Here is a 21,654-nt window from a genome sequence, read left to right on the forward strand (position 1 = left end):
TGTTGTTTTTTATGTAAAGAAACCACGCCATCCATACTTACCGAAACTATTTTGACCACCGGACGGTTTTTGGTGACCACAGGATAAAATAGCAACCGTTTAATACTCACATTTACAATATAAATGATAGTAAAACGTCGTAGTTAAAGATTACGCCTCGTGAAAAAAATCTTACTTGTATTTTTAATAAGCCCGCTTTTTATAAGCACTGGTTATTCGCAAATAAAACCTATGGTTTAGTCTGGGGTAGGTAATTGCATTTGTTATCCCTGCTAAAAACGCCGTTATCACGGTTAATGAAAGCATTGACGATGCAACAGCTATCAGGGCATCAAACCTGTTCCTTAATAAGATCTTCCCTTTAATTTATCAGCAATTAAAATAATGAAACTTAAAAACCTGCCCTGGATCCCGTTTGTGTTTTTTGCAATACCAATAGGTCTTTACCCGCTTGCATATTTTTTGGTAGATATGAATAAAAACGGGCTTTTACAGGGGAAACCCGCTGATATAAAAAACAACCCGGTTTGGCACATCCTATTTTACCTGCATATTTCATTTGGCGGCCTTGCCCTGCTAACCGGGTGGTCGCAGTTTAGCAAAAAGTTGCGCAGCCGTTATTTAAACGCGCACCGGTGGATAGGCAAAATATATATAATTGTGGTTTTAATAAGCAGTTGCGCAGGTATGTACATTGCTTTGTTTGCCAGCGGAGGTTCAATTTGCGTAATGGGTTTTGGCATTTTGGCACTGCTTTGGTTTTATACCATAATAAAGGCTTATATGAGCATCCGCAGACTGGAAATTGCTGAACACCAAAAATGGATGATCATTAACTACGCCCTTACCTTTGCGGCCGTTACCCTGCGGATCTGGCTGCCCATGATGCAATCTGCAATGCATATGGATTTCATTCTGGCTTATCGTATTGTGTCATGGCTATGCTGGGTGCCAAACCTTGTAGTGGCTGCGCTTATTATCAATAAAAATAAAACTAAATTGGTCAGGGCGAGTGATCAGGAGCAGATTTATGAAGTTTCGAAAACTTCGTAAATCTTATTAGCAAACTACCCCACCCTGTTCCTCAGCACCCGCAATTCCTCCTGCATTTGCTCAACCCTGTCCAGTAAATGGATGATGGCTTCAATCCCGGCTACGTTTATGTCAAGCTCATGGTGCATCCTGATCATCTTTTCGAGCTTTTGCAGTTCAGTTTCGGGGACGTAGGTATTTTTCTTAACCACTTTTAACGCTACCAACCCGGCTTCTCCCAGCGAATTTATAAAATTATATTCCACATCATGATAGGTGCAGATCTCTGTGGTTGCTATTAAATTTACCATTGGTTTATTAGTTTAATGGTTCACTTGTTTACTGGTTCATTGGTTCATTGATATATTCTTTATTAACTTCTGCTGCCAACTTCTACTCCCCCTTTAGGGGGTCGGGGGGCTAGCCTCCCGTAATTCCTCAAACAACTTTTTCTGTCTTTCAGTAAGGTTCGTCGGGATCAGGACCTCATAGGTAATATAAAGATCGCCAAACTGGCCTTCTTTTTTGTAAACCGGCAGGCCTTTGCCTTTCAGCTTCACTTTGGTACCGTTTTGGGTTTCGGGCTTTACTTTAATCTTCACCTTACTGTCCAGCGTGTCAACCGTTACTTCGCCGCCAAGTACTGCCGTGTATATATCAAGCTTAACACCAGCATACAGGTCGCTGCCAATCCGTTTAAACTTCGGGTCATCTGCAATAAGGAAAGTGATATACAGATCACCCGCCGGACCGCCATTAACCCCCGCCCCGCCATGGCCTGCAATTTTTATAGTCTGGCCGTTTTCAATGCCTGCTGGTATAGTAATGCGGATATTTTTACCATTTACGGTTAACGTTTGCTTATGCGTTTCGGCTACTTCTTTTAAACTAAGACGCAGCTCCGCATTAAAATCCTGCCCGCGGTATTTAACTTGCCTTCCTCCCCGCGTTCCTGCTCCGCCTGCGCCTCCAAACATGGACTGAAAGAAATCGGAAAAATCATCGCTGCCGAAACCTTCAAAATCGTATGATGAGCCGCCGCCAAAACCACCGCTGCTTTGTCCCCTGCTTTGCTGCTGCTGCCGGGCCTGCTCATATTCGGCCCCGTGCTGCCAGTTTTCGCCATACTGATCATACTTCTTCCGTTTTTCTGCATCGCTCAGCACTTCATTAGCCTCATTCAGTTGCTGGAATTTTTTGTGGGCCTCCGCATCATTTGGGTTAAGATCGGGATGATACTTGCGGGCAAGCTTCCGGTATGCGCTTTTAATATCTTTTTCCGATGCCTTTTTATCAAGACCTAAAACCTGGTAATAATCAATAAATGCCATAGTATATGGTTGTAAAAACCGATAATAAAGATAAACCTAAATTTATGCATCGGGGTTTTAATTATTAAAGATAAATGTTTTTAAATTTCTAATATTGCTATATCCTTACAATTGAAATATAACAACCATGGACACATCTATTTTCCGCTACTTTAACGATATTAAAACCAAAGAAATAGCCCCCGGCTTTTTCTCTAAATTAATTCATACCGAAACCAATACCATCAATTTTATTGAGGTTAAAGCTGGCTGCTCGGTGCCCCGGCACAGGCATATCCATGAGCAATGCGCCTTTGTTATTGAGGGCGAATTTGAGCTAACGGTTAATGACATCCCGCAGCTGCTTAATACCGGCTTGTTTGCCATTGTGCCTTCAAATGTTTGGCACAGCGGCATTGCCATAACTGATTGCAGGCTGATAGACATTTTTAGCCCGGTGCGCGAGGATTATAAGAATTTGTAACTTGCTGCAATAGTACTAGTGTAGTGTCAAGCATAAATTGACGCACAGTCCTTAGTCCAAAGTCTTAAGTCCCAAGTAAAAACGAACAGAAAAACCAACTTTTGACTTACGACTAAAGACTATTGACTTGACACTTGGCTATTTATGAAAAATTCAGCAGGTGCTTATAACTGCGGCCAATGGGTACAATGGTTCCGTTTATCAGCACAACTTTATTACTTTCTAGCTGCTTTATTTTACTGTTTGTAACCATGTATGATTTATGGATCCTGGTAAAATGGTTCTCGGGGAATAGCTCTTCAACACTTTTTAACGTGCCCTTCACTATTATTTTGCCCTCATCTGTATAAACAACAGAGTAATCCTTTAATCCCTGGATATAAGTAACACTTGCTATGGGTGTTTTTAATTTTTTGGTGCCCGATTTTAAAAACAAATATTCCCCATCCTTTTCAGTGTTTACAAAAGCAGGTACGCGGCTTAACTCTTCCTGCAATTTTAAAACCTCATTTCTTTGTTCGTACCAGTCAACACTCAGTTTAAATGCAACGGTTAACAACAAATACCATGCTGTGGTAACAAAATTGAACGGGAACGAGTACCAAAAATCGCGATAGCTAACTGCGCCAATAACAAAACCATACAGGTAAATATCATAAAGGCTTTGCAGGCTTACATATAGCCCAAGCGATAAAACTAAAAAGGTAAAATAAATTAAATACTTTTTGTTTGAAAAATACCGGGGGATCAGGTAATAAAGATGCAAGTACGCCAGCGAAATAATTAACGCAAGTCTTACTATAGTGCATTCAGTAAAATGGCCAAGCCCGGCCTTTTGAATAAGGTACCGCCTGTCATACAAAAATATCAGGGTGATAATTATCCAGAAACCCAGGTATAACAACCTTTTTAATATTGGCCACTTCATATTTCTGTTGTTTAATTGATTTATTCAAAAATGAGCATAAATCAGATGAACGGATAATCCAATAGACCAACATCAAATTTAATAGATAAACGGATCAGTTTCAAATATTTAATTAATGTATATCTACTAATTCGGCTTGTGGTCTACTTTAATTTAAAATGATCTGATAACTCCCTAATCTTGTCTTATAAACTAAAAGGAGATCATATGAAAACTTTCATTTTATGTACACTGTTGTTGGTGAACAGCGGTGTATTTACCCGGGATTCCGAAATTAAAACAAGCAAAATTAGTAGTCTTGAAGTAGATAAAGCGCAAAGCCGGATAAGCTGGCATGCAGAAAAACCAACCGGAACCCACGATGGCAGCATTAATGTATATACAGGCAAATTAACTTTTCAGGATAAAAAACTTTTAGGTGGTTTTATACTGATTGATATGCAAAGCCTGAAGGTTACTGACCTTACCTCGCCTGACAAAGAGAAGCTTGAGAACAACTTAAAAGGCGACAATTTTTTTGATACCGGCAGATATACAGTTGCGAGATTTGATATTACTAACGTGGCTTACGTTGATAGTACAGACTTGAGAAAGGTTATAATTACCGGCACTTTAACCATGCATGGGATCACCAAAAAAATAAGCTTTAAAACCGGCATCCAAAAAAACTCAGGCCAGGAATTTGTTGCTGTTGCCGATGCTGCCATTAACCGCCGCGACTGGAATATAGCAACCGAAAATTTTAAATATAACACATTCATCAGTCCGGTTATAACTTTACATATCTTAATTAAGGCCGCGTAGTAATTTAAGCATCAATTAAAAATCCATATGAAAACTATAGCATTGTTTCTTTTGGTGATTGTTGGGGGCATTTTCATCAACAGCTTTAAAAATAATTACAGCCAAACAAAAAAGGTGTGGCGCCCTGTGGTTAAAAAATTAAAGGTCCGTAATAAACCTTTCAGCGTTGAAATAGCCGACCTGAACGGAGATAAAATCAAAGACCTGGTAATTGCCAACGGTGAAGACAGCAGCGTGACCATACTTATTGGAACAGGCAAAGGAAACTTTAGCGAAGCAAAAGGTTCGCCATTTGCGGCGGGGTATATGCCAAATGATATTGCAATAGCCGATTTTAACAAAGATGGTAAACCTGATCTTGCTTTTGCTAACCACGACCGAAAATACCTTACTGTATTAACAGAGGATGGTTCAGGGAACTTTACACCCTTAAAGGGCTCACCATTCCCTGTAGACGTTAAGCCACATACCCACGGTTTGATAGCGGGCGATTTTAACAGCGATAGTAATATCGACTTGGTAACCGACAGTTGGGGAAATAACCGTCTTGCTGTATTGTTTGGAAATAATGATCATGGGTTTAACGCTCCTGTAAAATATCTTGAAGTTGGCAAGCACCCTTACCAGCGCGTAAGAGCTGCTGATTTAAATAAGGACGGCAACCTGGATCTTATTACTACCAACCTTGATGGGGATAATACCACTATATTATTGGGCGATGGAAAAGGAAATTTTAAAGAAGCAGCAGGTTCGCCATTTGCCTGCGGCGACTCGCCATTTGGGGTTGCTGTTGGCGATATTGACCATGACGGCAATCTTGACCTGGCTATCATCAATTCGCCAACAATAACCTCAGAAAATAAAGGGCACGACGGCTTAACCATATTAATGGGTGATGGAAAAGGCACATTTAAACCGATGCCCGGATCACCCTTTGCTACCGGCAAATCTCCCTCGCGACTTGCCATTGGCGATTTAAATGGTGATGGCATAAAGGACATTGCTGTAACCAATTACAACAGCAATAACATTACTGTGTTTATAATGAATAAACATGGGGTTACAACAAGCCATACCATAAAGACCGGGATATTTCCCAGCGGTATTGCAATTGCCGATTTGAATGGTGACGGTAAAGGTGATATCGTAGTTTCAAACAGCGGGGAATATTATGTTGATGTTATATTTTCCAATTAATGTGATTAACGGTGCAAAAATCAAATTTTTCTCATCCTCTCTTGATTCCTGGCTCTTGATTTCCTGACTCTTTTCTCCTGCTTCTTTACCTAAATTGTTTGCAGTAAAAATCAAAAAGTTTAGGTTTGCGGTTTCATAGTAAAATTATGCCTGTAACCAAAGCTCTGCAAACTGATGTACCCGAACTTAATGTTTTAGTGAACAGCGCCTACCGTGGCGAAACTTCAAAACAAGGCTGGACTACCGAGGCCAATTTGCTGGATGGTTTGCGGATTGATGAAGAAACGCTAAAAGGCTATTTTGATGATCCTTCAATAACTATCCTTAAAAATACGGATGAAAACGGCAGCATAAACGGCTGTGTTTATTTAGAACAGCGCGGCCCCAAATTGTATGTAGGCATGTTCAGTGTTTCGCCATTATTACAAGGTAAAGGTATCGGGCGCGATCTGCTGCTGGCTGCCGAAGCTTATGCAAAGCAGGTAAACTGTAATACACTTACCATGACAGTAATCAGCATAAGATACGAGCTGATAAGCTGGTATGAGCGCCGTGGTTACAAAGCTACGGGCGAAATGCAGCCATTTCATGTGGAGAAGAAATTTGGCGTTGCCAGGCAACCGATTGAACTGAGTGTATTGGAGAAAAGCATTTAGACTTTTCGATCGGGTGATTCGCATTTATGTCTTTATCCCCTGGTCAAATCCCTGAATTTTATCTGTTTATAAAAAAATAATATAAATCAGGCAATAATATACGAAACTATTCGTATATTTATTACAGCTTTTGGAAGTTACAATTATATTACCTTTTTTCCTGTTCTATCTAACTAAATTTTATACAAATTTAAAAAAGGCAGATTTAATGCAACCTTCCTAAAAAGTTGTCGTCTTATAACTTAAATAATACCAACACTATTAATTCAGATGGAAGATATACACCCTCAATTAAAGGAATTTATAGTTGATTATTGCACAAGGTACAAGATCAGGGCAGTTGATCCGGGTGCTTTGAGCCTTGATACCAGCATTGATCTGGACCTGGATATTGTTGATATAGAGATCGACCTGTTTTTAGCTGAGTTTGCTGAGAAATTCAGGGTCGATCAGTCTAAATTCAGCTGGTATAAGTATGGTTACCCGACAGGTTCGACCAGTGTTAATGTTATCCGCACAGTGTTTGGTTACAAAGCCAGCTGGGTAAAACGATTATCAAACCGTATTTATAAACCACGGTTCAGGGTAAGTAACCTGCAGGATGCTGTTATAACAGGAAAATTAATATAAAGCCTTTAAAAATAAGTAAACCATTACGAGGTACAAGGCAAACTTCTATGGGCCAACAAGTAACGGTCAGCTTGCAGCGATCTTTATTTAGGGAGTTTGCTGCGTACCTCGCAATGGTTTTTCTATTTTATTAAAAAACCAACAATTTCAGCTTACATTTATGGTTACCAATTTCCTGATAAACCTATAAATATGCTGATAATCAAACGCGCTCTATTTTTTATATTTTTGCTGATTTCGGCAAATACGCTGGCGAAAAACATCATCACCATAACTTCTCCTGATAAACAGATAAAATTCTGGCTAAGTGCAGATAATAACGGATTGTACTATAAAGTAGCGTATAAAGGCACTCTGATGATGGATAACTCCCGCCTTAATATCAGTTTTAAAGAAGGTGGCTTATTTAATCATAATTTGTTTGTAGCAGTAGCTAAACCTGAAAGATTGACTGAAGATTACGAACTGGTAACCGGCAAAGCAAGTAAGGTCCACAGTGAATGTAACAGGGTGGTGGTCCCGGTAACGGAGCAATCCGGCGACAAAAGAACCCTGAATGTTGAAGTTAGGGTATTTAATGATGGTGTTGCTTTCAGATATGTCATCCCAAAACAAAGTGGATGGCCGGCAAGCGTAAATGTTACCGATGAGATCAATACTTTTAACCTAACCCAAAATCCCAGAGTTACCACGCTGCTCCGCGAAAACTACACTACATCGCACGAAGGCATCTACACCAAAGCCTCACTGAATGATTTAAAAGCTGATACATTGATGGATCTGCCTGCCTTGTTCGAATTTCCTAAAGGGCTTTACATGGCAATTACCGAAGCCGCACTTCGGGATTATGCGGGTATGTACCTGATGAAACATAATGGTGTTTTGGAAAGCCGCCTCTCCCCTCTGCCCCATCAAACGGATATAAAAGTAAAAGCTACCTTGCCGCACAACAGCCCATGGCGGGTAATGATGATAAGCGACAGGCCGGGAGCTTTCATTGAATCAAACATCCTCACCAATTTGAATGAGCCTTGTAAAATAAAAGATTTGTCGTGGTTAAAGCCCGGTAAAACAACTTTCCCCTGGTGGAACGGAAATGCTATTCCGGATACCAGCTTTGCACCTGGAAACAACTACGAAACCAATATGTATTACGTCAATTTCTGCGCCAAATACGGTATTGAATATCATTCGGTTGTTGAATATGGATTGCATGAGTGGTATGTAAATGATGGCGCCGGTTTTCAGCCCGGGCCGCATGCCGATCCTTCAAAAGCCGTTCCTGGTTTGGATATGAAGCAATTGTGTGATTCGGCTGCTAAAAAAGGCGTAGGCATCCGGGTGTGGGTGCATTTTTATGCATTATACCCTAAGCTGGATGAAACATTTGCCCAATACGAAAAATGGGGCATAAAAGGCTTGATGTGCGATTTTATGGACCGCGACGACCAGGAAATGGTAAACATGCAGGAAGAGATCTTACAAAAAGCTGCACAGCACCACCTGCACATTCAATTTCACGGGGCTTATAAGCCAACCGGCACCAGCCGCACTTACCCTAATGAGTTTAACCGCGAAGGGACATTAAATTATGAGAATGATAAATGGAATGATATTGTAACACCCGATGCGGATATCAATATCCCCTTTACCCGCATGCTGGCCGGCTCAACCGATTACCATTTGGGAGGATTCAGGGCCGCATCGCCACAGCAGTTTAAGGTGCATTATACCCGCCCTTTTGTACTGGGCACCCGCTGCCATATGCTGGCCATGTACGTAGTTTTGGAAAATAATTTGGGAATGGTATGTGATAACCCGGAAGCTTATATTAATCAGCCCGGATTTAAATTTGTACAGCAGGTACCCACCACCTGGGATGAAACCCGGGTTATAGATGCAAAACCTGGTGAGTACGTAGCCATTGCCCGCAGAAAAGGCAACGACTGGTATATTGGCGCCATAACAAATCATGAAACCCGCACCATAACCCACGCATTAAATTTTTTACCCGAAGGCCAGTATACAGCGGAAATTTATAGCGATGCTCCTACAAATGATCCTGATTTAAACCACCTGGTAAAAGTTGTAAAGCAGGTTAATAAAAGCACGGTGATGGATATGCTCTTAGCATCGGGTGGCGGGCAGGTGATGCATTTGTATCCGTTGAAGAGGTAATAAACAAGCCGTCATTGCCAGGAACGAAGCAAACTTTGAGCTGTTCAGATCAGGAAGTATTATGCCATGTGGTGAGCAAAAATGCAAATAAGCTTTAAGGCACCAACAAGATAAAGGTCCATGAATGTCCTGTGCAGATTGCTTCGTTCCTCGCAAGGACGACAGTTTAAATCCGAGATCGAACATCCGAATTCCAAAATCCCTTACAGATCCGTAACCCTCGTATGCACCCTTTTTACAAATTTGCGGATATCAAGTACTATGCCGGCGAATATGTAGAATATAAGCGGGAAGCCAACGGCCAGGAAAGATGAGTATATAAAAAACAGCCTGATCTTACCTATGGAAACATTAAATTTTTCGCCCAGATAAGTACAAACCCCGAAAGAGTATCGTTCAAAAAAAGTAAGGATCCTTTGCAACATATCAGCCCAGTTTTAATATTTTATTACCAACGCCGCATTGCAGGCATTTCTTATAATTACAATAATTATTTTTTAGCTCAAGCAATGCCTGCGATTCAAAAGCGGTATCTATTTTCACACCTAAGTTAGCAAAATCTGTTATAATTTTATTGTTTTCATTGGGTAAATGCTCCAATAACTTTAAACAGCGGCTAATATAATGCTGAACCTGGTTATGCCTACCATAGCTAAACAAAAATAGCGCCAAAGTATTTAGCAGCAATATATCAATTGATGCAGATCCCATATTTTTTGCCGAAGGGGCAGACTCCACATCAAAACGGTAATGATTTTCCCAGTATGAATTAACCTTTATCTCTGAAAACAAATTCCGCAATGCCTTTACATCCTTTATTTCCAGCACCTTTGAGAATAAATGATTGGCGTGTACAATTAACGCAGCAAACTGTGCCAGCCTTATTGTCGGGAAGTTTTGAGGGCGAAGTCGCATAAACTTCCATAAATAGTTTTCAATGGGTGTTAGCTTATACTTTTTTTGAAGGAATTCATATTCACTTTTAAGCTTTGCAGGATATCCATCTTTAAAATCCCCGGCTAAAAACCCCGCTTGTCCAAATATCAGGGCCTCTATTAGTAGAGGATTGTTTTTATGCTTTGCCAGGGTTATTTGCGGTAATGATTTTGCCAGCAGTTCAAAAGGCAGGGCATTGGTTTTAAACCCGAAGTTTGCCGCCAAAAACTGGTAAAAAGTTTCTTCCCAATCGCCCCGGTTAAGGTTAAGCGCATCAATTACCGCTGCCGACCGTTTCTCCAATCGTTCAACCAATACACGGGCAAGCCAATTGTGCAGGGTAAGTCCGTCTACCGAGCCAATATTTGCCTCGCAGGGAATAATAGTTTGGTTCCCGAAAACCAGGTTATGATAACGATTGTAAAGATCGTCAGGAATGCGGCTGTGCAATTCAAGGGTTGGTACACGGCGGCCATTTGGTAAAATCAACGGCTTATCATCCTTATAAACTACGTGCAGTATTACATTGCTATATGAATCATCGGTTGTATGCCCGTGTTTTTGCCAGTCGGATGATGATATATGAACCTCTACGTTCCCGGCCCAAACCGTATCCCCAACCCTGATCCTGGCATTTTGAAAATCGGGTCCCGAGTCTGAATTATGCATCCCCGCCGAAAAGATCTCCAGTTCTTCGTTATCGGTTGTCTGTAAGCCGATACGCTCAAAAAGCCTGAACTTCCATACGTAATGCAAAAAGTCTTCGGGGAAAAGCATTTTGTTAGTTGATTGGGTTGATTAGGTTGAGTGAGTTGATTAAGTTATCAGTGTGATCTGTAAGTTTCACTTCCCAAATTAAGAAAGTTGCCTCTAATATAAAGTTTTATTCATCATTACTTAACCTAATCAACTCACTCAACCCAATCAACTTATCCTCTCCCACTTACCTGAATCCAAACTCTTATATATGGCATCTACAACCTTCATATCCTTTAAGCCTTCTTCGCCTGGTACGCGACTGGGTTTGTTAAGGGTTACGCATTTGGCAAAATCATCCATTTGGGCCGCCTGCTGTATAATTTGAGGATATTTCATTGGGTTTCCGTTCACGCTGCCCTCTATGCCGCCATATCCAAAAGCCGGACCGAGCTCAAAATTACCCTGCTCAGCCTCAACTTTAAGGTAGCTCCAGTCATTATTATAGCTCGACTTTCCGGTGGTTTTAAGTCCGCCGGGAAACTCAAGCTCCCAAAATACGGTTTCATCAACCTCTTTAAAAAAATCAGGGCGTAACTTCTGCTGTGTTGCTTTAACTGCCACGGGCTCCTGCCCCAGTGTATATCGGGTACCCTGGATACTGTAAATACCCATATCCATTAGTCCACCGCCACCAGCCAGTGCTTTTTTTAAACGCCATGCGTTAGGATCGCCATTATAAGTAAAGCCATTACCGGTATCAATATGTTTTATATTGCCCAATATGTGCTGCTGGCCCAATCGCATTATCTCCACGTTATGTGGCTCAAAATGCAAACGATAACCAATAGAAAGCAGCCTGTTTGCTTTTTTACAAGCCGCAATCATATCTTCACAATCTTTGGCGTTAAGTGCCATCGGCTTTTCGCAAATTACATGTTTGCCCGCCTGTGCTGCTTTTATTGTATATTCCTTATGCATTGACACAGGGAGCACTACATACACAATATCAATATCAGGGTTATTGGCTATTTCGTGAAAATTTTGATAGTTGTATATGTTTTTTTGAGGGATGTTATATTTCTTCGCCCAATCAACCGCCTTTGCCGGCGTACCGGTTACAATACCGGCAAGGTAGCAATCCTTAGTGTGCTGCAGGGCGGGGGCAAGCTGTCCGCCCGAGTATGATCCTAATCCTACTAAAGCAATGCCTAATTTCTTTTTTGCTTTGCCTGTTGCTAAAACAAATGATGATAAAGCCGGCCCTAAGGCCAGTGCCCCGATTCCTAATGAACCTGTACGGATAAAACTGCGACGCGAAAATTTATTTGATGATGCCATAGCCTGAAAATAAAATCAATATAAAAGTAATATAAAACAGCATTTAAAGCTACAAAAAATAGCAAAAGCTAAACATCTATTGTTGCTGTTCCATTTTGCTTGATAATTAAATGCTGGTTTATAACAGATCATTCATTGCCAATATCATTGATCTTTTATTCCTTTAATATCGCTGCTATTAGCGCCATGAAGCCCGGCATATCACATAAAATTTGATTGATGCCCCAGAACCTATAAAAGATCAAATCATTACATAAAAATAGTGATTTTTTTGCCTGGGTTAATATCTTTCAAATAATTATATAAAAATGCATTGCAGGTGATGCATAGCCTCTATAACCATACAAAAAGGTCTATGAAGACCTGCAGGCAGGGATTCAAATGCACAGCGTCTTTACAAAAAACGGATTGGATTACAACAATTCTGTAAGCTCACTAAAATTGCTAATGGTAGCTATTTGTCCATTTTCAACAATGCCAAAACCGTAATTAGCAAAAATAAACGGAACGCCGGCTTTGGTGGCCGAGTCATAGTCGCCCATAGTATCGCCTATGTAAACCGGGGCTTTAAGGTTATGATCAGTTACAATATCCTTAATATTTTCGGCTTTAGGGTTTCCTTTGGTGCCGTAACATTGATGCCCCATAAAATAATGCTCCATCTCGCTTATTTTAAAAAACACCTCTATATAACCGCTTTGGCAATTGCTTACAATAAATAGCTTGTATTTACCGGCAAGGTAACTTAGCGTTTCGTCAAGGTTAGGGTAAAGCTCACCGCCTTTTTCGTGCAAAATCTCAAGTTCATGCTTTCCGCAAAGCGCCTGGACTTCGGCACGTTGTTCTGTACTAAGATTAGGGAACAATTTATCAAATATGGAATCGTAGGTCATCCCTGTTATGGAACGAACCTTCTCCTGGGTCATCAACTCAGTAATATAATCAACACCGTTTACCGCGGCCTGCCAGGCCTGGGCAACATTGCCGGTGCTATCCCAAAGGGTGCCGTCAAGATCAAAAATTATACCGTCGAATTGATTTTTTAATGAGGAGTTCATGCTTAGTAATTAAGCGGCAAAAATAACACGATTTTGGAATTTAAGGGATTTATAAGATTTTTTGTCTTTGTAATGGCAATCCTTTGATCATCGTTCAAAAAAATCACCCCTGCTTTTTATATTTCCTTCCGCCAACTATAGCAATTATTACAGCTACAATGGTAATTAAAGCAAATGCAAGTGCAACAGGCATTCCCATAGCCGGATACATCCACATCAGGGCGCCCGCAATAATTGCAAATATGCCGGGCCACATCATTACCCCGCCAATCCAGTTACAAAAGCCATCTTTATCAATAATTTCATCTTCATTATAGCCCGAAATTAAATATGCCTGCTTTTTATATTTTATAAGGTAGCTTAAAAATATAATAATAAGCCCGGCTATGCTGAATGTTATAAACTCGCCCATGATGGTTGTTTTGCTATGGCAAGTTAAATAATCTATCGCAATTAGACAGCTGTTTTTACATTGTCATCCCTCCCTCACAAAACATTGATAAATACCAGCCCACCCATTAATTTCTTATTTTTACGATAAATAAAAAAGGATAGCATTTGAACTCCCGTCCCCCTAAAAATGTACATACCGGGCCTTTAACCCTAAAAGACAGACTGGCAGCACTTAACAACCTGCCGGCATTTTTTAAACTGGTATGGCAAACCAGCCCACTATTTACCATTATTAACGCGTTGCTGCGCCTGGTACGTTCGGCTATGCCCGTGGCTTTGCTGTATGTTGGCAAGCTTATTATTGATAACGTTATTATACTTAGTCATCAGCATGGGGCAAGCACCAATCATTTATGGCAATTGGTAGGGCTTGAATTTGCGCTGGCCATTTTAACAGATGGCCTTAGCCGTGCTATTATTTTGGTTGATGCCCTGCTTGGCGATCTTTTCAGCAACCATACCTCGGTAAAAATAATGGAGCATGCGGCCACGCTTGATCTTGACCAGTTTGAAGACTCGGTATTTTATGATAAGCTTGAACGCGCACGTCAGCAAACCATAGGGCGTACCATGCTGTTGTCGCAGGTAATGACACAAGTGCAGGACCTAATCACAATGGGTTTCCTGGCTGCCGGGTTAATGGCGTTTAATCCATGGCTTATAATTTTACTGCTTATCGCTATTATCCCTGCATTTTTAGGCGAATCATATTTTAACGATCAAAGCTATGCCCTTACCCGCGGCCAGACGCCCGAACGCCGCGAGCTGGATTATATCCGCTACCTGGGTGCCAGCGATGAAACCGCTAAAGAAGTAAAGATCTTTGATCTGTCAGGTTTTATTATTGAGCGTTTCAGGCAGTTATCCGGTAAGTTTTACCTGGCTAATAAAAAACTGTCAATAAAACGTTCGCTATGGGGTACTTTTTTTGCGATGATGGGCAGCATGGGTTATTATGCCGCTTATGTGGTTATCATTATAAAAGCAGTTGATGGCAATGTTACCATTGGTATGCTTGCTTTTCTTGCGGGATCATTCCGCCAATTGCGGAGTTTGCTCGAGGGCATTTTAAGCAGGTTTACTTCTGTGTCGCAAGGCGCCATTTACCTGCGCGATTTTTTTGAATTTTTCGACATCAAACCAAAAATAAAACCGGCAGCTAATGCCCTTCCCTTCCCAAAAACCATCCAGCTGGGTTTTGTTTTTGAAGATGTAGGTTTTAAGTATGCAAATTCTGAACGGTGGGCAAACCGCCATTTAAGCTTTACCCTGCATCCCGGTGAAAAACTGGCCCTTGTTGGTGAAAACGGAGCCGGAAAGACCACACTGGTAAAGTTGCTTGCAAGGCTTTATGACCCAACTGAAGGCAGGATCTTGCTGGATGGTAAAGACCTTCGGGAATATAATCTTACTGATCTGCGGCTTAATGTGGGGATCATTTTCCAGGATTATTTACGTTACCAGATGACCTTTGCTCAAAATATAGCGGTTGGCAACATTAGCCAGCAAAATAACCGGCCATTAATTGAAGCGGCGGCCCGGCAAAGTTTGGCGGATACCCTTGCTGCAAAACTGCCCGATGCATATGACCAGCAACTGGGAAAACGGTTTGCGCAGGGTGTTGAACTTTCAGGCGGCGAATGGCAAAAGGTTGCCCTTGCACGCGCCTACATGAAGAATGCGCAACTACTAATATTAGACGAGCCAACATCTGCGCTGGATGCCCGTGCCGAATATGCTGTTTTTGAAAGATTTGCCGAGCTTACTAAAGGCCGGTCGGCCGTACTCATTTCTCACCGTTTTAGTACAGTAAGAATGGCCGACAGGATCTTAGTACTCGAAAAAGGCGAGCTCATTGAAATTGGCAGCCACCAGGAACTTATTCTAAAAAATGGCCGTTATGCCGAACTGTTTAACCTGCAAGCTATGGGTTACAGGTAAAAACCTATAAATGGCCCTACCTATTTATCGTCTACCCGGTAAAATTGCGTAAAACTACGTATGCAAATTCCGTAATAACCCCCATTAAGTTTTATTATTCTCTGCTTAATTTTGAATCATTGAATGCAACAAATGACTTAAATGCGCTAATTGTTCATTCTTTCCCTTATCTTTAATGATGTGGGTAATAACATACAGAGAAATTTATAATTCTTATAATAATTAAGAATTACAATTTGCCAGGTGATAAGTGGCAAAATAGTTAATAAACAAACGGTTAGTTAGTTTAGTTAGGGAGCAGGCAGTTATTACGTAAATGTAATGACTGTTTTGCTTTTATACCTATCCCATTATAGTTTAATAATAGCTTCAGCTTCACGCTATAAAAAAACCATAACATTTTATCTTTTTAAAATACCTGATACTAATATTATTGTTGTTGTATACGCTACCTGGCTTTATCAATTATACACCAGGCATTTCCATGCACATACAAAACCAGGTAATAAATAATATTGATATTAGTAGATAATGTGACGTGCGCCTACTATAAAGATGGTTATTAGAGGAATGGCCATGATAATAAATACGCGTGCCATTTGAATGCCATTAGCATTTCCTTGTACAAAAACATTTTGTAAATCGTTTTTCAGGGTGTTCAATTTGTGTTCCATGATTTGGGTTGATTTAATCTTTTAGTAATCAATTAATTTATCAGTAATATAATTTATCAAATTATGTCGTCTTGTACGGCTCGTAATTTCATAAGGTTACATGTTTGATTAAAGAAATTGAAAAAGGATTAAAAACGCTGTAAATAAATAAGGGGAAAGCATCCGTTTAAAGCGGCGCTTCCCCTACCGATATGTTATTTTTATAGTATTAAAGCTCTTTTACTGCTTAGACCTGCTCATGTGAATACCCCTAATATTTCCGCTGTCGCCATATGAAAAAACGCCATTAGCAAACCTGCTATATTTGGTTTTATAACGATTATGCACCTCGGCAGACATTTGTTTATCGTTAACGGTCATCCCGTTTGGCGAAATTGTTAATGAGTATAAGCTTTTTTCATCAGGTACAATGCCATCTTTTACCAGGTCGCCTATTAATTGGGCCATCAGTTTTCGGTCTTCTTCCGCCTGTTTACGATCAATTGCTGCCTGGGCGCGATCCTTTACAGCTTGCGCACGGTCCAGTTCAGCCTGCGCACGGTCTTTTACAGCCTGCTCCCTGTCCTTATCTCCCTGGGCACGGTCTTTTTCAGCTTGTAAACGGTCCCGCTCAGCCTGTGCGCGATCTTTTTCAGCCTGCCCCCTGCTTGAAACGGCCTCCATCCTGTCTTTTTCAGCTTGTCCCCTGTCCTTTTCGGCCTGGACACGGTCTTTATCTGCCTGGGCACGATCTACCTTTGCCTGGGCACGATCTTTTTCAGCCTGGATCCTGTCCAGCCTTATTTGTTCTTTAATTTTATTAATTTCCGTGCTGTATTTTGCATACTGTTCAGGGGCTATCTTTACATCGTCAACATATAAATTTGCTACCTTACCATTAACCAGCTTAAAGCTGTATTCCTTGCCATCAGTAAAGGTATGCACACGCTCAATGGTATTACCATGCGCATCTTTACTTTGGCTACCGTAGTTAGAATAAGTATCAGAGCCTTTATCCTGGGCATTTACTGCAACACCCCATGCCATAGCGGCTATTACAAGCATACTATATTTTAAAAATTTAGTTTTCATTTTCTTTTTTGATTTTAAGATTAAAAATTGGGCAATAAAATTCCATTCCGCGTTTGCGGTAATTTTAAAAAATTGCCTGTTTGTTGATTTATAAATATGGGCTTTAACGCTAATACAGGTGCGCCATCTGCATTATTCTCTCAGCCGTTTATTTTTCTATTTAATATATAAAGGTTGTAATTGATGTAATTGTTAAAAAAGAATTTTAATTATAGCCTGACCTTTTATTCGCTTACACTTGCTTTACTTTTGGCAGATTGTTGCCTGTCAAGCTCAGCTTGTGCACGGTCTTTTACCGCTTGCGTACGATCTTTGTCTGCCTGTGCACGATCTTTCACCGCTTGTGCCCTGTCTATATCTGCCTGTGCACGGTCTTTTTCTGCTTGTATCCTGTCAAGCCGGGCACGCTCCTGGTCTTTCATGGCCTGCATCCTGCTTTGCTCTGCCTCTTTCCTGTCCCGTTCTGATTGAACCCGGCCTTGTTCAGTATTTCCCCTGTCCTTTTCTGCCTGCGCCCTGCCGTCACCAAGCTGTTGTTTTATAATTTCGGGTTGCACGCTGCTAACCTGACCAGCTTGCTCAACCGGGCTCGTTTTTATATCGGCTGCAACTTTCATAGCTTCAGTTTTTCTTATGCTTTCTATGCCATTTATCATTACCGGCATGCGCATTGAGCCAATGTGCCTCTTGTTCAACCTTACCCGTTTTGCCGTTATTGCGGCAACAACAGTCTTGTTGGGCTGAACAATTGTTTTGCTGACATGATTACCTTCCTTAACCGATATTTTCGTGAATTCTTTTATCCGGGCAACGGCAGCAGTGGTTACTATAAGGCCAAATAATAAAATGCTTGTTATGAAAAATATCTTTTCGCTACGCCCGAACGTTTTATTTTGGTTGTGCAAGATCCGTACAACCCTGCACATCAGGTAATTCTTTTTACCCGGAAATGCAGTTGCATAAGCTGAGCCGTAAAGCTCATGTTCTTTAAAGCTGATCAGCGCCTGCACCAATTCCATTTTATTATTGGTTTGCTGCAGGGCAATATCATCGCAGCAGTTTTCACGCTCTTCTTTTAATAGTGACGAGATCCACAATAAACCCGGATTAAAGAAAAATACAGCCCCGGCAATGTTCTGTAAAAAGTTAATAAAGTAATCGTTGCGTTTTATATGGGCAAGCTCATGCAATAAAATGGCTTCAACCTGCAACATTGGCAACCCTGCCAGCAAGCCTACGGGCATTAAAATAACAGGCTTTAAATGACCGACAATCACTGGCACTTTAATATAGCCCGACTGCAATAATTTTACTGCTTTAGTTATCTTCAATTTTTCAGAGAACAGGCTAACCTTATTTGCCCAAAATTCAGATGGCTGGTAAACCTGGTAATTACGAATGCGCTGATTATAAGCCAAACATGAGATCATTTTTACGCTTTTGAACAGGAAAACCATAAACCAGATCAGGATTATAAATGGCGCATTTGCTGAAAAATAATCGGTAAACGTTTTAGTAAGCTGTTTAACGCTATGAACATTAAAAAATAACGATGATACATTCACACCAATATTCCCGGGAAGCGTGGTTAAGGCAGTTGCAGTTGTTGTGCTTTGCCATTCGTAAACAAAGGTTAAGCCGCAGGCTGCAATAAATACTATAAATAAAATAAGCGCCAGGTTATACCTGTATGCCGGGCTCGATCTTTTAGCAAACACCAATGCCACCCCGGTAACAATAGCTAAAAATAACCCCTGCCATAACGAATGGATCAGCATCCAGCTAAAAGCTGTGATTATTTTGTTTAATGTGGTGTTTATTAAAAGTAAGTGCATCTTAAATTATTTAATGTTATCCATTTTGCTTAACATCTCTTTTATTTTCAGTAATTCCTCGCCCGATGTTTTATCATTATCAAGCAGGGCCATCATCAAATTGCTTGGTGAGCCATTGTACATCGAATCAACAAAACGACCGAGCAGGTTTCCTTTTACCTTACCTTCAGCAACGACCGCGTTGTAAATATGCTTCATATTAGTTTCATCGCGCCCAAGCATGCCCTTCTCTTTCATCACCTGCATTAGCTTTAAGGTTGATGTATATTGTACAATTTCCTTTTGTTCGTTCAACTTATCGTGCACAAAACGAACGGTTGAAGGTCCGTATTGCCATAGCACCTGCAGCACATCCATTTCGGTTTTTGTAGGTACTATTTCCGTGGCCATATCCTTTTTAAACAATGTCATATTCAAAGGTATGTATTAAAAACGTACGTTGCAAATATTATGTTATTTTTTTCAAAGATTTTTTATTTGCAGGATCTTTAATTAGCATCACCTCCTCTCATTGCAATCAGATCAAAGCTATAAAGTTAGAAAAGGCTTTATGGGAGCCTCCTAAAGGTGTGTATTATTATTTTGATGCGTTGCCTTAACATTGCAATCAAATTATATAAAATTTAAATTTTTATCCTGATTTTAGCCATCATCAAACTATAAGCATATGAAAAACATTAAAATTATTTTACTGACAACAGTCGCTGCATTACTTGGTTACAGCTCAGCCTATTCACAATCAAAGCCAATAAATACCAAAGCTGAATTTGATGCAAGCCGTGTTAAAATTGATTCGCTGGATAACCAATTGATAAAGACAATAGGTGAACGGGAAAGGATTGTAAGAGAGATTGGCGTATATAAAGCCAAAAACCATATCCCCCCGTTACAGGCAGCCCGCTTTAAGCAAGTAGTAGATAAAGCCAAAGAAGCCGGTAAAAAAGAGGGCCTCTCGCCGGAGCTTATTGAGGAGCTGATGAATGCCATCCATACGGAAAGCCTTAAGCTGGAAAGCGACCCTGCGGCTGTGCATAACGAATAAATTTTAAATGAGGAAATTGCCGCAAAAGATTATACCTGGTTTACGGTTGAGTAAAAGCTCCTGAACAACAAAAAGATGTTATGGAAGGATGAGCTGACGCTGACAGTGGAGAAATTATTACCCATATTGAAGCGGTAGAGATATTTGAAAAATATGGGTTGAAATAGTTTTAACAATTTATCCTATTTTTATCAACCAATAAAAACCACATGAAACTTTTACAGCTAACAACAATAATTACAATATTAGCCACTACAGCCGCTACAGCCGCTACAGCCCAACAAAATCAACCCAAAAAAACTGATACTATTTTTTTTGAGGATTTTAGTCAAAAAGCGCTTGACCGTACCAAATGGAACGTTGAGGTAACCGGCAATACTGTTAATGAGGAGCAACAGGCTTATGTTGATTCCGCTTCAACCATTTATTTGTTGGCTAATGCCGATGCCGAAGGCGCAAAGAATGCCCTGGTACTAAAAGCTGTTTATCATCCGGGATATATCAGCAAGGAAAACAAAAAGTACGATTTCCTTTCGGGCAGGATAAATACCCAGCACAAAATGGAGTTTACTTATGGCACAGCATCCGCCCGGATGAAAATGGCCGCCGGAGCTGGTTTATGGCCTGCATTTTGGGCATTGGGAAATGGCAAATGGCCCGATTGCGGCGAAATTGATATGATGGAAACCGTTGGCGACTCCAGCTGGACAAGCAACGCCCTGCATGGCCCAGGTTACTTCGGAGATACCCCTTTGGCTTACAGGGCATTCTTTCCGGCCGGCACAGATGTTACCCAATGGCATGTGTACTCGGTTGACTGGACGCACGACAACCTTATATTTAAAGTTGACGGCAAAGTAACCTACAGCGTAACCCGTGCAATGGTTGAAAAATACGGCCGCTGGGCTTATGATAATCCAAAGTTCATCATCCTTAATTTTGCTTTAGGCGGTGGTTATCCGGCTGGCGTAAATAAGGTTAAAACGCCATATTTTGGCATAGCAGAAACAACGGTTAACAAAATAAAAGCAGGGCAGGCAAAAGTAGTTGTAGACTGGGTTTTAGTTACCAAAATATCCAACTAAAACATAGTTATTAAATAACCAAGCCTCCTGGAATTCCGGGAGGCTTGGTTGGTATTTAGTAATTATGGTAATGGTGATCATTATCATGGTCGTGGTCGTGCTCATGATCGTTATCATGATAATGCCGGTGTCTTTCCCTGTATTCAACTGAACAGCTCGTCAGGGTTGCTGATGCCAGTATAAGCAACACAATAATCCTTAAAATATACTTTTTCATAATATTTATTTATAGATAGATATGACAGGTCGGACAATTACGATGCCAAAAGGTTTAAGAATGCTGATGGAACAAGCTAATGTTAC

Annotated in this window: 23 protein-coding genes; 10 read left to right on the forward strand and 13 right to left on the reverse strand. The window is 40.7% G+C overall.

Going from position 1 to position 21,654, the window contains the following annotated elements:
• Positions 1 to 384: 384 nt before the first annotated feature.
• Complete coding sequence (locus JWQ54_RS26660; protein ID WP_299590934.1) at positions 385 to 1,053, forward strand: DUF2306 domain-containing protein; 669 nt, start codon at positions 385 to 387, stop codon at positions 1,051 to 1,053.
• A 14-nt stretch (positions 1,054 to 1,067) separates the two neighbouring features.
• Here JWQ54_RS26660 and JWQ54_RS26665 read toward each other — a convergent pair whose 3' ends face one another.
• Together JWQ54_RS26665 and JWQ54_RS26670 are read right to left on the reverse strand one after the other, a co-directional pair.
• Positions 1,068 to 1,343, reverse strand: a complete 276-nt coding sequence (locus JWQ54_RS26665; RefSeq protein WP_299590935.1) for a chaperone modulator CbpM — start codon at positions 1,341 to 1,343, stop codon at positions 1,068 to 1,070.
• A 93-nt stretch (positions 1,344 to 1,436) separates the two neighbouring features.
• Positions 1,437 to 2,363 carry a J domain-containing protein gene (locus tag JWQ54_RS26670; protein ID WP_299590936.1) on the reverse strand — a complete coding sequence of 309 codons (927 nt, stop codon included), beginning with the start codon at positions 2,361 to 2,363 and terminating at the stop codon, positions 1,437 to 1,439.
• A 127-nt stretch (positions 2,364 to 2,490) separates the two neighbouring features.
• On the opposite strand from JWQ54_RS26670, the gene JWQ54_RS26675 reads away from it, so the two are divergent.
• Positions 2,491 to 2,826 carry a cupin domain-containing protein gene (locus tag JWQ54_RS26675; protein WP_299590937.1) on the forward strand — a complete coding sequence of 112 codons (336 nt, stop codon included), beginning with the start codon at positions 2,491 to 2,493 and terminating at the stop codon, positions 2,824 to 2,826.
• Positions 2,827 to 2,968: 142 nt separating this feature from the next.
• Here the strand turns inward: JWQ54_RS26675 and JWQ54_RS26680 are convergent, their stop codons facing one another.
• Positions 2,969 to 3,754 (reverse strand): LytTR family DNA-binding domain-containing protein, encoded by a 786-nt coding sequence (locus JWQ54_RS26680; protein ID WP_299590938.1) that lies wholly within the window; start codon positions 3,752 to 3,754, stop codon positions 2,969 to 2,971.
• Positions 3,755 to 3,961: 207 nt separating this feature from the next.
• On the opposite strand from JWQ54_RS26680, the gene JWQ54_RS26685 reads away from it, so the two are divergent.
• From JWQ54_RS26685 to JWQ54_RS26705, 5 genes are all read left to right on the forward strand, one after another.
• Positions 3,962 to 4,558 carry a YceI family protein gene (locus tag JWQ54_RS26685; RefSeq protein WP_299590939.1) on the forward strand — a complete coding sequence of 199 codons (597 nt, stop codon included), beginning with the start codon at positions 3,962 to 3,964 and terminating at the stop codon, positions 4,556 to 4,558.
• 27 nt (positions 4,559 to 4,585) lie between these two features.
• Complete coding sequence (locus JWQ54_RS26690) at positions 4,586 to 5,755, forward strand: VCBS repeat-containing protein (RefSeq protein WP_299590940.1); 1,170 nt, start codon at positions 4,586 to 4,588, stop codon at positions 5,753 to 5,755.
• Positions 5,756 to 5,901: 146 nt separating this feature from the next.
• On the forward strand, positions 5,902 to 6,411 hold the full coding sequence (locus JWQ54_RS26695) for a GNAT family N-acetyltransferase (protein ID WP_299590941.1): 510 nt from the start codon (positions 5,902 to 5,904) through the stop codon (positions 6,409 to 6,411).
• 270 nt (positions 6,412 to 6,681) lie between these two features.
• Positions 6,682 to 7,041: a DUF1493 family protein gene (locus JWQ54_RS26700; protein ID WP_299590942.1), complete on the forward strand. Its 360-nt coding sequence runs from the start codon at positions 6,682 to 6,684 to the stop codon at positions 7,039 to 7,041.
• Between the two features lie 192 nt (positions 7,042 to 7,233).
• Positions 7,234 to 9,219, forward strand: a complete 1,986-nt coding sequence (locus tag JWQ54_RS26705) for a glycoside hydrolase family 97 protein (RefSeq protein ID WP_299590943.1) — start codon at positions 7,234 to 7,236, stop codon at positions 9,217 to 9,219.
• Positions 9,220 to 9,422: 203 nt separating this feature from the next.
• On the opposite strand, the gene JWQ54_RS26710 is transcribed toward JWQ54_RS26705, so the two are convergent.
• From JWQ54_RS26710 to JWQ54_RS26730, 5 genes are all read right to left on the reverse strand, one after another.
• Positions 9,423 to 9,644 carry a PspC family transcriptional regulator gene (locus JWQ54_RS26710; protein ID WP_073405234.1) on the reverse strand — a complete coding sequence of 74 codons (222 nt, stop codon included), beginning with the start codon at positions 9,642 to 9,644 and terminating at the stop codon, positions 9,423 to 9,425.
• Between the two features lies 1 nt (position 9,645).
• On the reverse strand, positions 9,646 to 10,932 hold the full coding sequence (locus JWQ54_RS26715) for a DUF2851 family protein (protein ID WP_299590944.1): 1,287 nt from the start codon (positions 10,930 to 10,932) through the stop codon (positions 9,646 to 9,648).
• Positions 10,933 to 11,079: 147 nt separating this feature from the next.
• A complete protein-coding gene (locus tag JWQ54_RS26720; protein ID WP_299590945.1) occupies positions 11,080 to 12,192 on the reverse strand; it encodes a Gfo/Idh/MocA family oxidoreductase in 1,113 nt (370 codons plus the stop codon).
• A 413-nt stretch (positions 12,193 to 12,605) separates the two neighbouring features.
• Positions 12,606 to 13,250 carry an HAD family hydrolase gene (locus tag JWQ54_RS26725; RefSeq protein WP_299590946.1) on the reverse strand — a complete coding sequence of 215 codons (645 nt, stop codon included), beginning with the start codon at positions 13,248 to 13,250 and terminating at the stop codon, positions 12,606 to 12,608.
• Between the two features lie 103 nt (positions 13,251 to 13,353).
• On the reverse strand, positions 13,354 to 13,662 hold the full coding sequence (locus JWQ54_RS26730; RefSeq protein ID WP_299590947.1) for a DUF3784 domain-containing protein: 309 nt from the start codon (positions 13,660 to 13,662) through the stop codon (positions 13,354 to 13,356).
• Positions 13,663 to 13,808: 146 nt separating this feature from the next.
• Here JWQ54_RS26730 and JWQ54_RS26735 point away from each other — a divergent pair, with 146 nt between their 5' ends.
• Positions 13,809 to 15,644: an ABC transporter ATP-binding protein gene (locus JWQ54_RS26735; RefSeq protein WP_299590948.1), complete on the forward strand. Its 1,836-nt coding sequence runs from the start codon at positions 13,809 to 13,811 to the stop codon at positions 15,642 to 15,644.
• Positions 15,645 to 16,165: 521 nt separating this feature from the next.
• Here JWQ54_RS26735 and JWQ54_RS26740 read toward each other — a convergent pair.
• The 4 genes from JWQ54_RS26740 to JWQ54_RS26755 all read right to left on the reverse strand — a co-directional run bounded on the left by JWQ54_RS26740 (position 16,166) and on the right by JWQ54_RS26755 (position 19,635).
• Positions 16,166 to 16,318, reverse strand: a complete 153-nt coding sequence (locus JWQ54_RS26740; protein WP_299590949.1) for a hypothetical protein — start codon at positions 16,316 to 16,318, stop codon at positions 16,166 to 16,168.
• A gap of 219 nt (positions 16,319 to 16,537) precedes the next feature.
• The gene (locus tag JWQ54_RS26745) at positions 16,538 to 17,389 is read right to left on the reverse strand and encodes a hypothetical protein (protein WP_299590950.1); all 852 of its coding nucleotides are present in this window, start codon (positions 17,387 to 17,389) and stop codon (positions 16,538 to 16,540) included.
• A 224-nt stretch (positions 17,390 to 17,613) separates the two neighbouring features.
• Entirely contained in the window at positions 17,614 to 19,224 is a 1,611-nt protein-coding gene (locus JWQ54_RS26750) for a M56 family metallopeptidase (RefSeq protein ID WP_299590951.1), read from the reverse strand.
• A gap of 6 nt (positions 19,225 to 19,230) precedes the next feature.
• A complete protein-coding gene (locus JWQ54_RS26755; RefSeq protein ID WP_299590952.1) occupies positions 19,231 to 19,635 on the reverse strand; it encodes a BlaI/MecI/CopY family transcriptional regulator in 405 nt (134 codons plus the stop codon).
• A 256-nt stretch (positions 19,636 to 19,891) separates the two neighbouring features.
• Here JWQ54_RS26755 and JWQ54_RS26760 point away from each other — a divergent pair, with 256 nt between their 5' ends.
• Together JWQ54_RS26760 and JWQ54_RS26765 are read left to right on the forward strand one after the other, a co-directional pair.
• Positions 19,892 to 20,266: a chorismate mutase gene (locus JWQ54_RS26760; protein ID WP_299590953.1), complete on the forward strand. Its 375-nt coding sequence runs from the start codon at positions 19,892 to 19,894 to the stop codon at positions 20,264 to 20,266.
• A gap of 209 nt (positions 20,267 to 20,475) precedes the next feature.
• Positions 20,476 to 21,351, forward strand: coding sequence for a glycoside hydrolase family 16 protein (locus tag JWQ54_RS26765; RefSeq protein WP_299590954.1), 876 nt, complete (start codon positions 20,476 to 20,478; stop codon positions 21,349 to 21,351).
• A gap of 55 nt (positions 21,352 to 21,406) precedes the next feature.
• Here JWQ54_RS26765 and JWQ54_RS26770 read toward each other — a convergent pair whose 3' ends face one another.
• Entirely contained in the window at positions 21,407 to 21,568 is a 162-nt protein-coding gene (locus tag JWQ54_RS26770) for a hypothetical protein (RefSeq protein WP_299590955.1), read from the reverse strand.
• Positions 21,569 to 21,654 lie beyond the last annotated feature (86 nt).

Origin of the sequence: Mucilaginibacter sp. (genome assembly GCF_028288225.1) — a bacterium.
In the GTDB taxonomy this organism is placed as follows: Bacteria; Bacteroidota; Bacteroidia; order Sphingobacteriales; family Sphingobacteriaceae; genus Mucilaginibacter.

What these genes read in the sequence shown, in the direction of transcription:
- JWQ54_RS26685 (WP_299590939.1), top strand. Translation starts at nt 3,962, where the DNA reads ATGAAAACTTTCATTTTATGTACACTGTTGTTGGTGAACAGCGGTGTA.
- JWQ54_RS26765 (WP_299590954.1), top strand. Translation starts at nt 20,476, where the DNA reads ATGAAACTTTTACAGCTAACAACAATAATTACAATATTAGCCACTACA.
- JWQ54_RS26725 (WP_299590946.1), bottom strand. Translation starts at nt 13,250, where the DNA reads ATGAACTCCTCATTAAAAAATCAATTCGACGGTATAATTTTTGATCTT.
- JWQ54_RS26760 (WP_299590953.1), top strand. Translation starts at nt 19,892, where the DNA reads ATGAAAAACATTAAAATTATTTTACTGACAACAGTCGCTGCATTACTT.
- JWQ54_RS26740 (WP_299590949.1), bottom strand. Translation starts at nt 16,318, where the DNA reads ATGGAACACAAATTGAACACCCTGAAAAACGATTTACAAAATGTTTTT.
- JWQ54_RS26700 (WP_299590942.1), top strand. Translation starts at nt 6,682, where the DNA reads ATGGAAGATATACACCCTCAATTAAAGGAATTTATAGTTGATTATTGC.
- JWQ54_RS26710 (WP_073405234.1), bottom strand. Translation starts at nt 9,644, where the DNA reads ATGTTGCAAAGGATCCTTACTTTTTTTGAACGATACTCTTTCGGGGTT.
- JWQ54_RS26705 (WP_299590943.1), top strand. Translation starts at nt 7,234, where the DNA reads ATGCTGATAATCAAACGCGCTCTATTTTTTATATTTTTGCTGATTTCG.
- JWQ54_RS26695 (WP_299590941.1), top strand. Translation starts at nt 5,902, where the DNA reads ATGCCTGTAACCAAAGCTCTGCAAACTGATGTACCCGAACTTAATGTT.
- JWQ54_RS26675 (WP_299590937.1), top strand. Translation starts at nt 2,491, where the DNA reads ATGGACACATCTATTTTCCGCTACTTTAACGATATTAAAACCAAAGAA.
- JWQ54_RS26660 (WP_299590934.1), top strand. Translation starts at nt 385, where the DNA reads ATGAAACTTAAAAACCTGCCCTGGATCCCGTTTGTGTTTTTTGCAATA.
- JWQ54_RS26750 (WP_299590951.1), bottom strand. Translation starts at nt 19,224, where the DNA reads ATGCACTTACTTTTAATAAACACCACATTAAACAAAATAATCACAGCT.
- JWQ54_RS26755 (WP_299590952.1), bottom strand. Translation starts at nt 19,635, where the DNA reads ATGACATTGTTTAAAAAGGATATGGCCACGGAAATAGTACCTACAAAA.
- JWQ54_RS26720 (WP_299590945.1), bottom strand. Translation starts at nt 12,192, where the DNA reads ATGGCATCATCAAATAAATTTTCGCGTCGCAGTTTTATCCGTACAGGT.
- JWQ54_RS26690 (WP_299590940.1), top strand. Translation starts at nt 4,586, where the DNA reads ATGAAAACTATAGCATTGTTTCTTTTGGTGATTGTTGGGGGCATTTTC.
- JWQ54_RS26745 (WP_299590950.1), bottom strand. Translation starts at nt 17,389, where the DNA reads ATGAAAACTAAATTTTTAAAATATAGTATGCTTGTAATAGCCGCTATG.
- JWQ54_RS26665 (WP_299590935.1), bottom strand. Translation starts at nt 1,343, where the DNA reads ATGGTAAATTTAATAGCAACCACAGAGATCTGCACCTATCATGATGTG.
- JWQ54_RS26715 (WP_299590944.1), bottom strand. Translation starts at nt 10,932, where the DNA reads ATGCTTTTCCCCGAAGACTTTTTGCATTACGTATGGAAGTTCAGGCTT.
- JWQ54_RS26770 (WP_299590955.1), bottom strand. Translation starts at nt 21,568, where the DNA reads ATGAAAAAGTATATTTTAAGGATTATTGTGTTGCTTATACTGGCATCA.
- JWQ54_RS26670 (WP_299590936.1), bottom strand. Translation starts at nt 2,363, where the DNA reads ATGGCATTTATTGATTATTACCAGGTTTTAGGTCTTGATAAAAAGGCA.
- JWQ54_RS26680 (WP_299590938.1), bottom strand. Translation starts at nt 3,754, where the DNA reads ATGAAGTGGCCAATATTAAAAAGGTTGTTATACCTGGGTTTCTGGATA.
- JWQ54_RS26730 (WP_299590947.1), bottom strand. Translation starts at nt 13,662, where the DNA reads ATGGGCGAGTTTATAACATTCAGCATAGCCGGGCTTATTATTATATTT.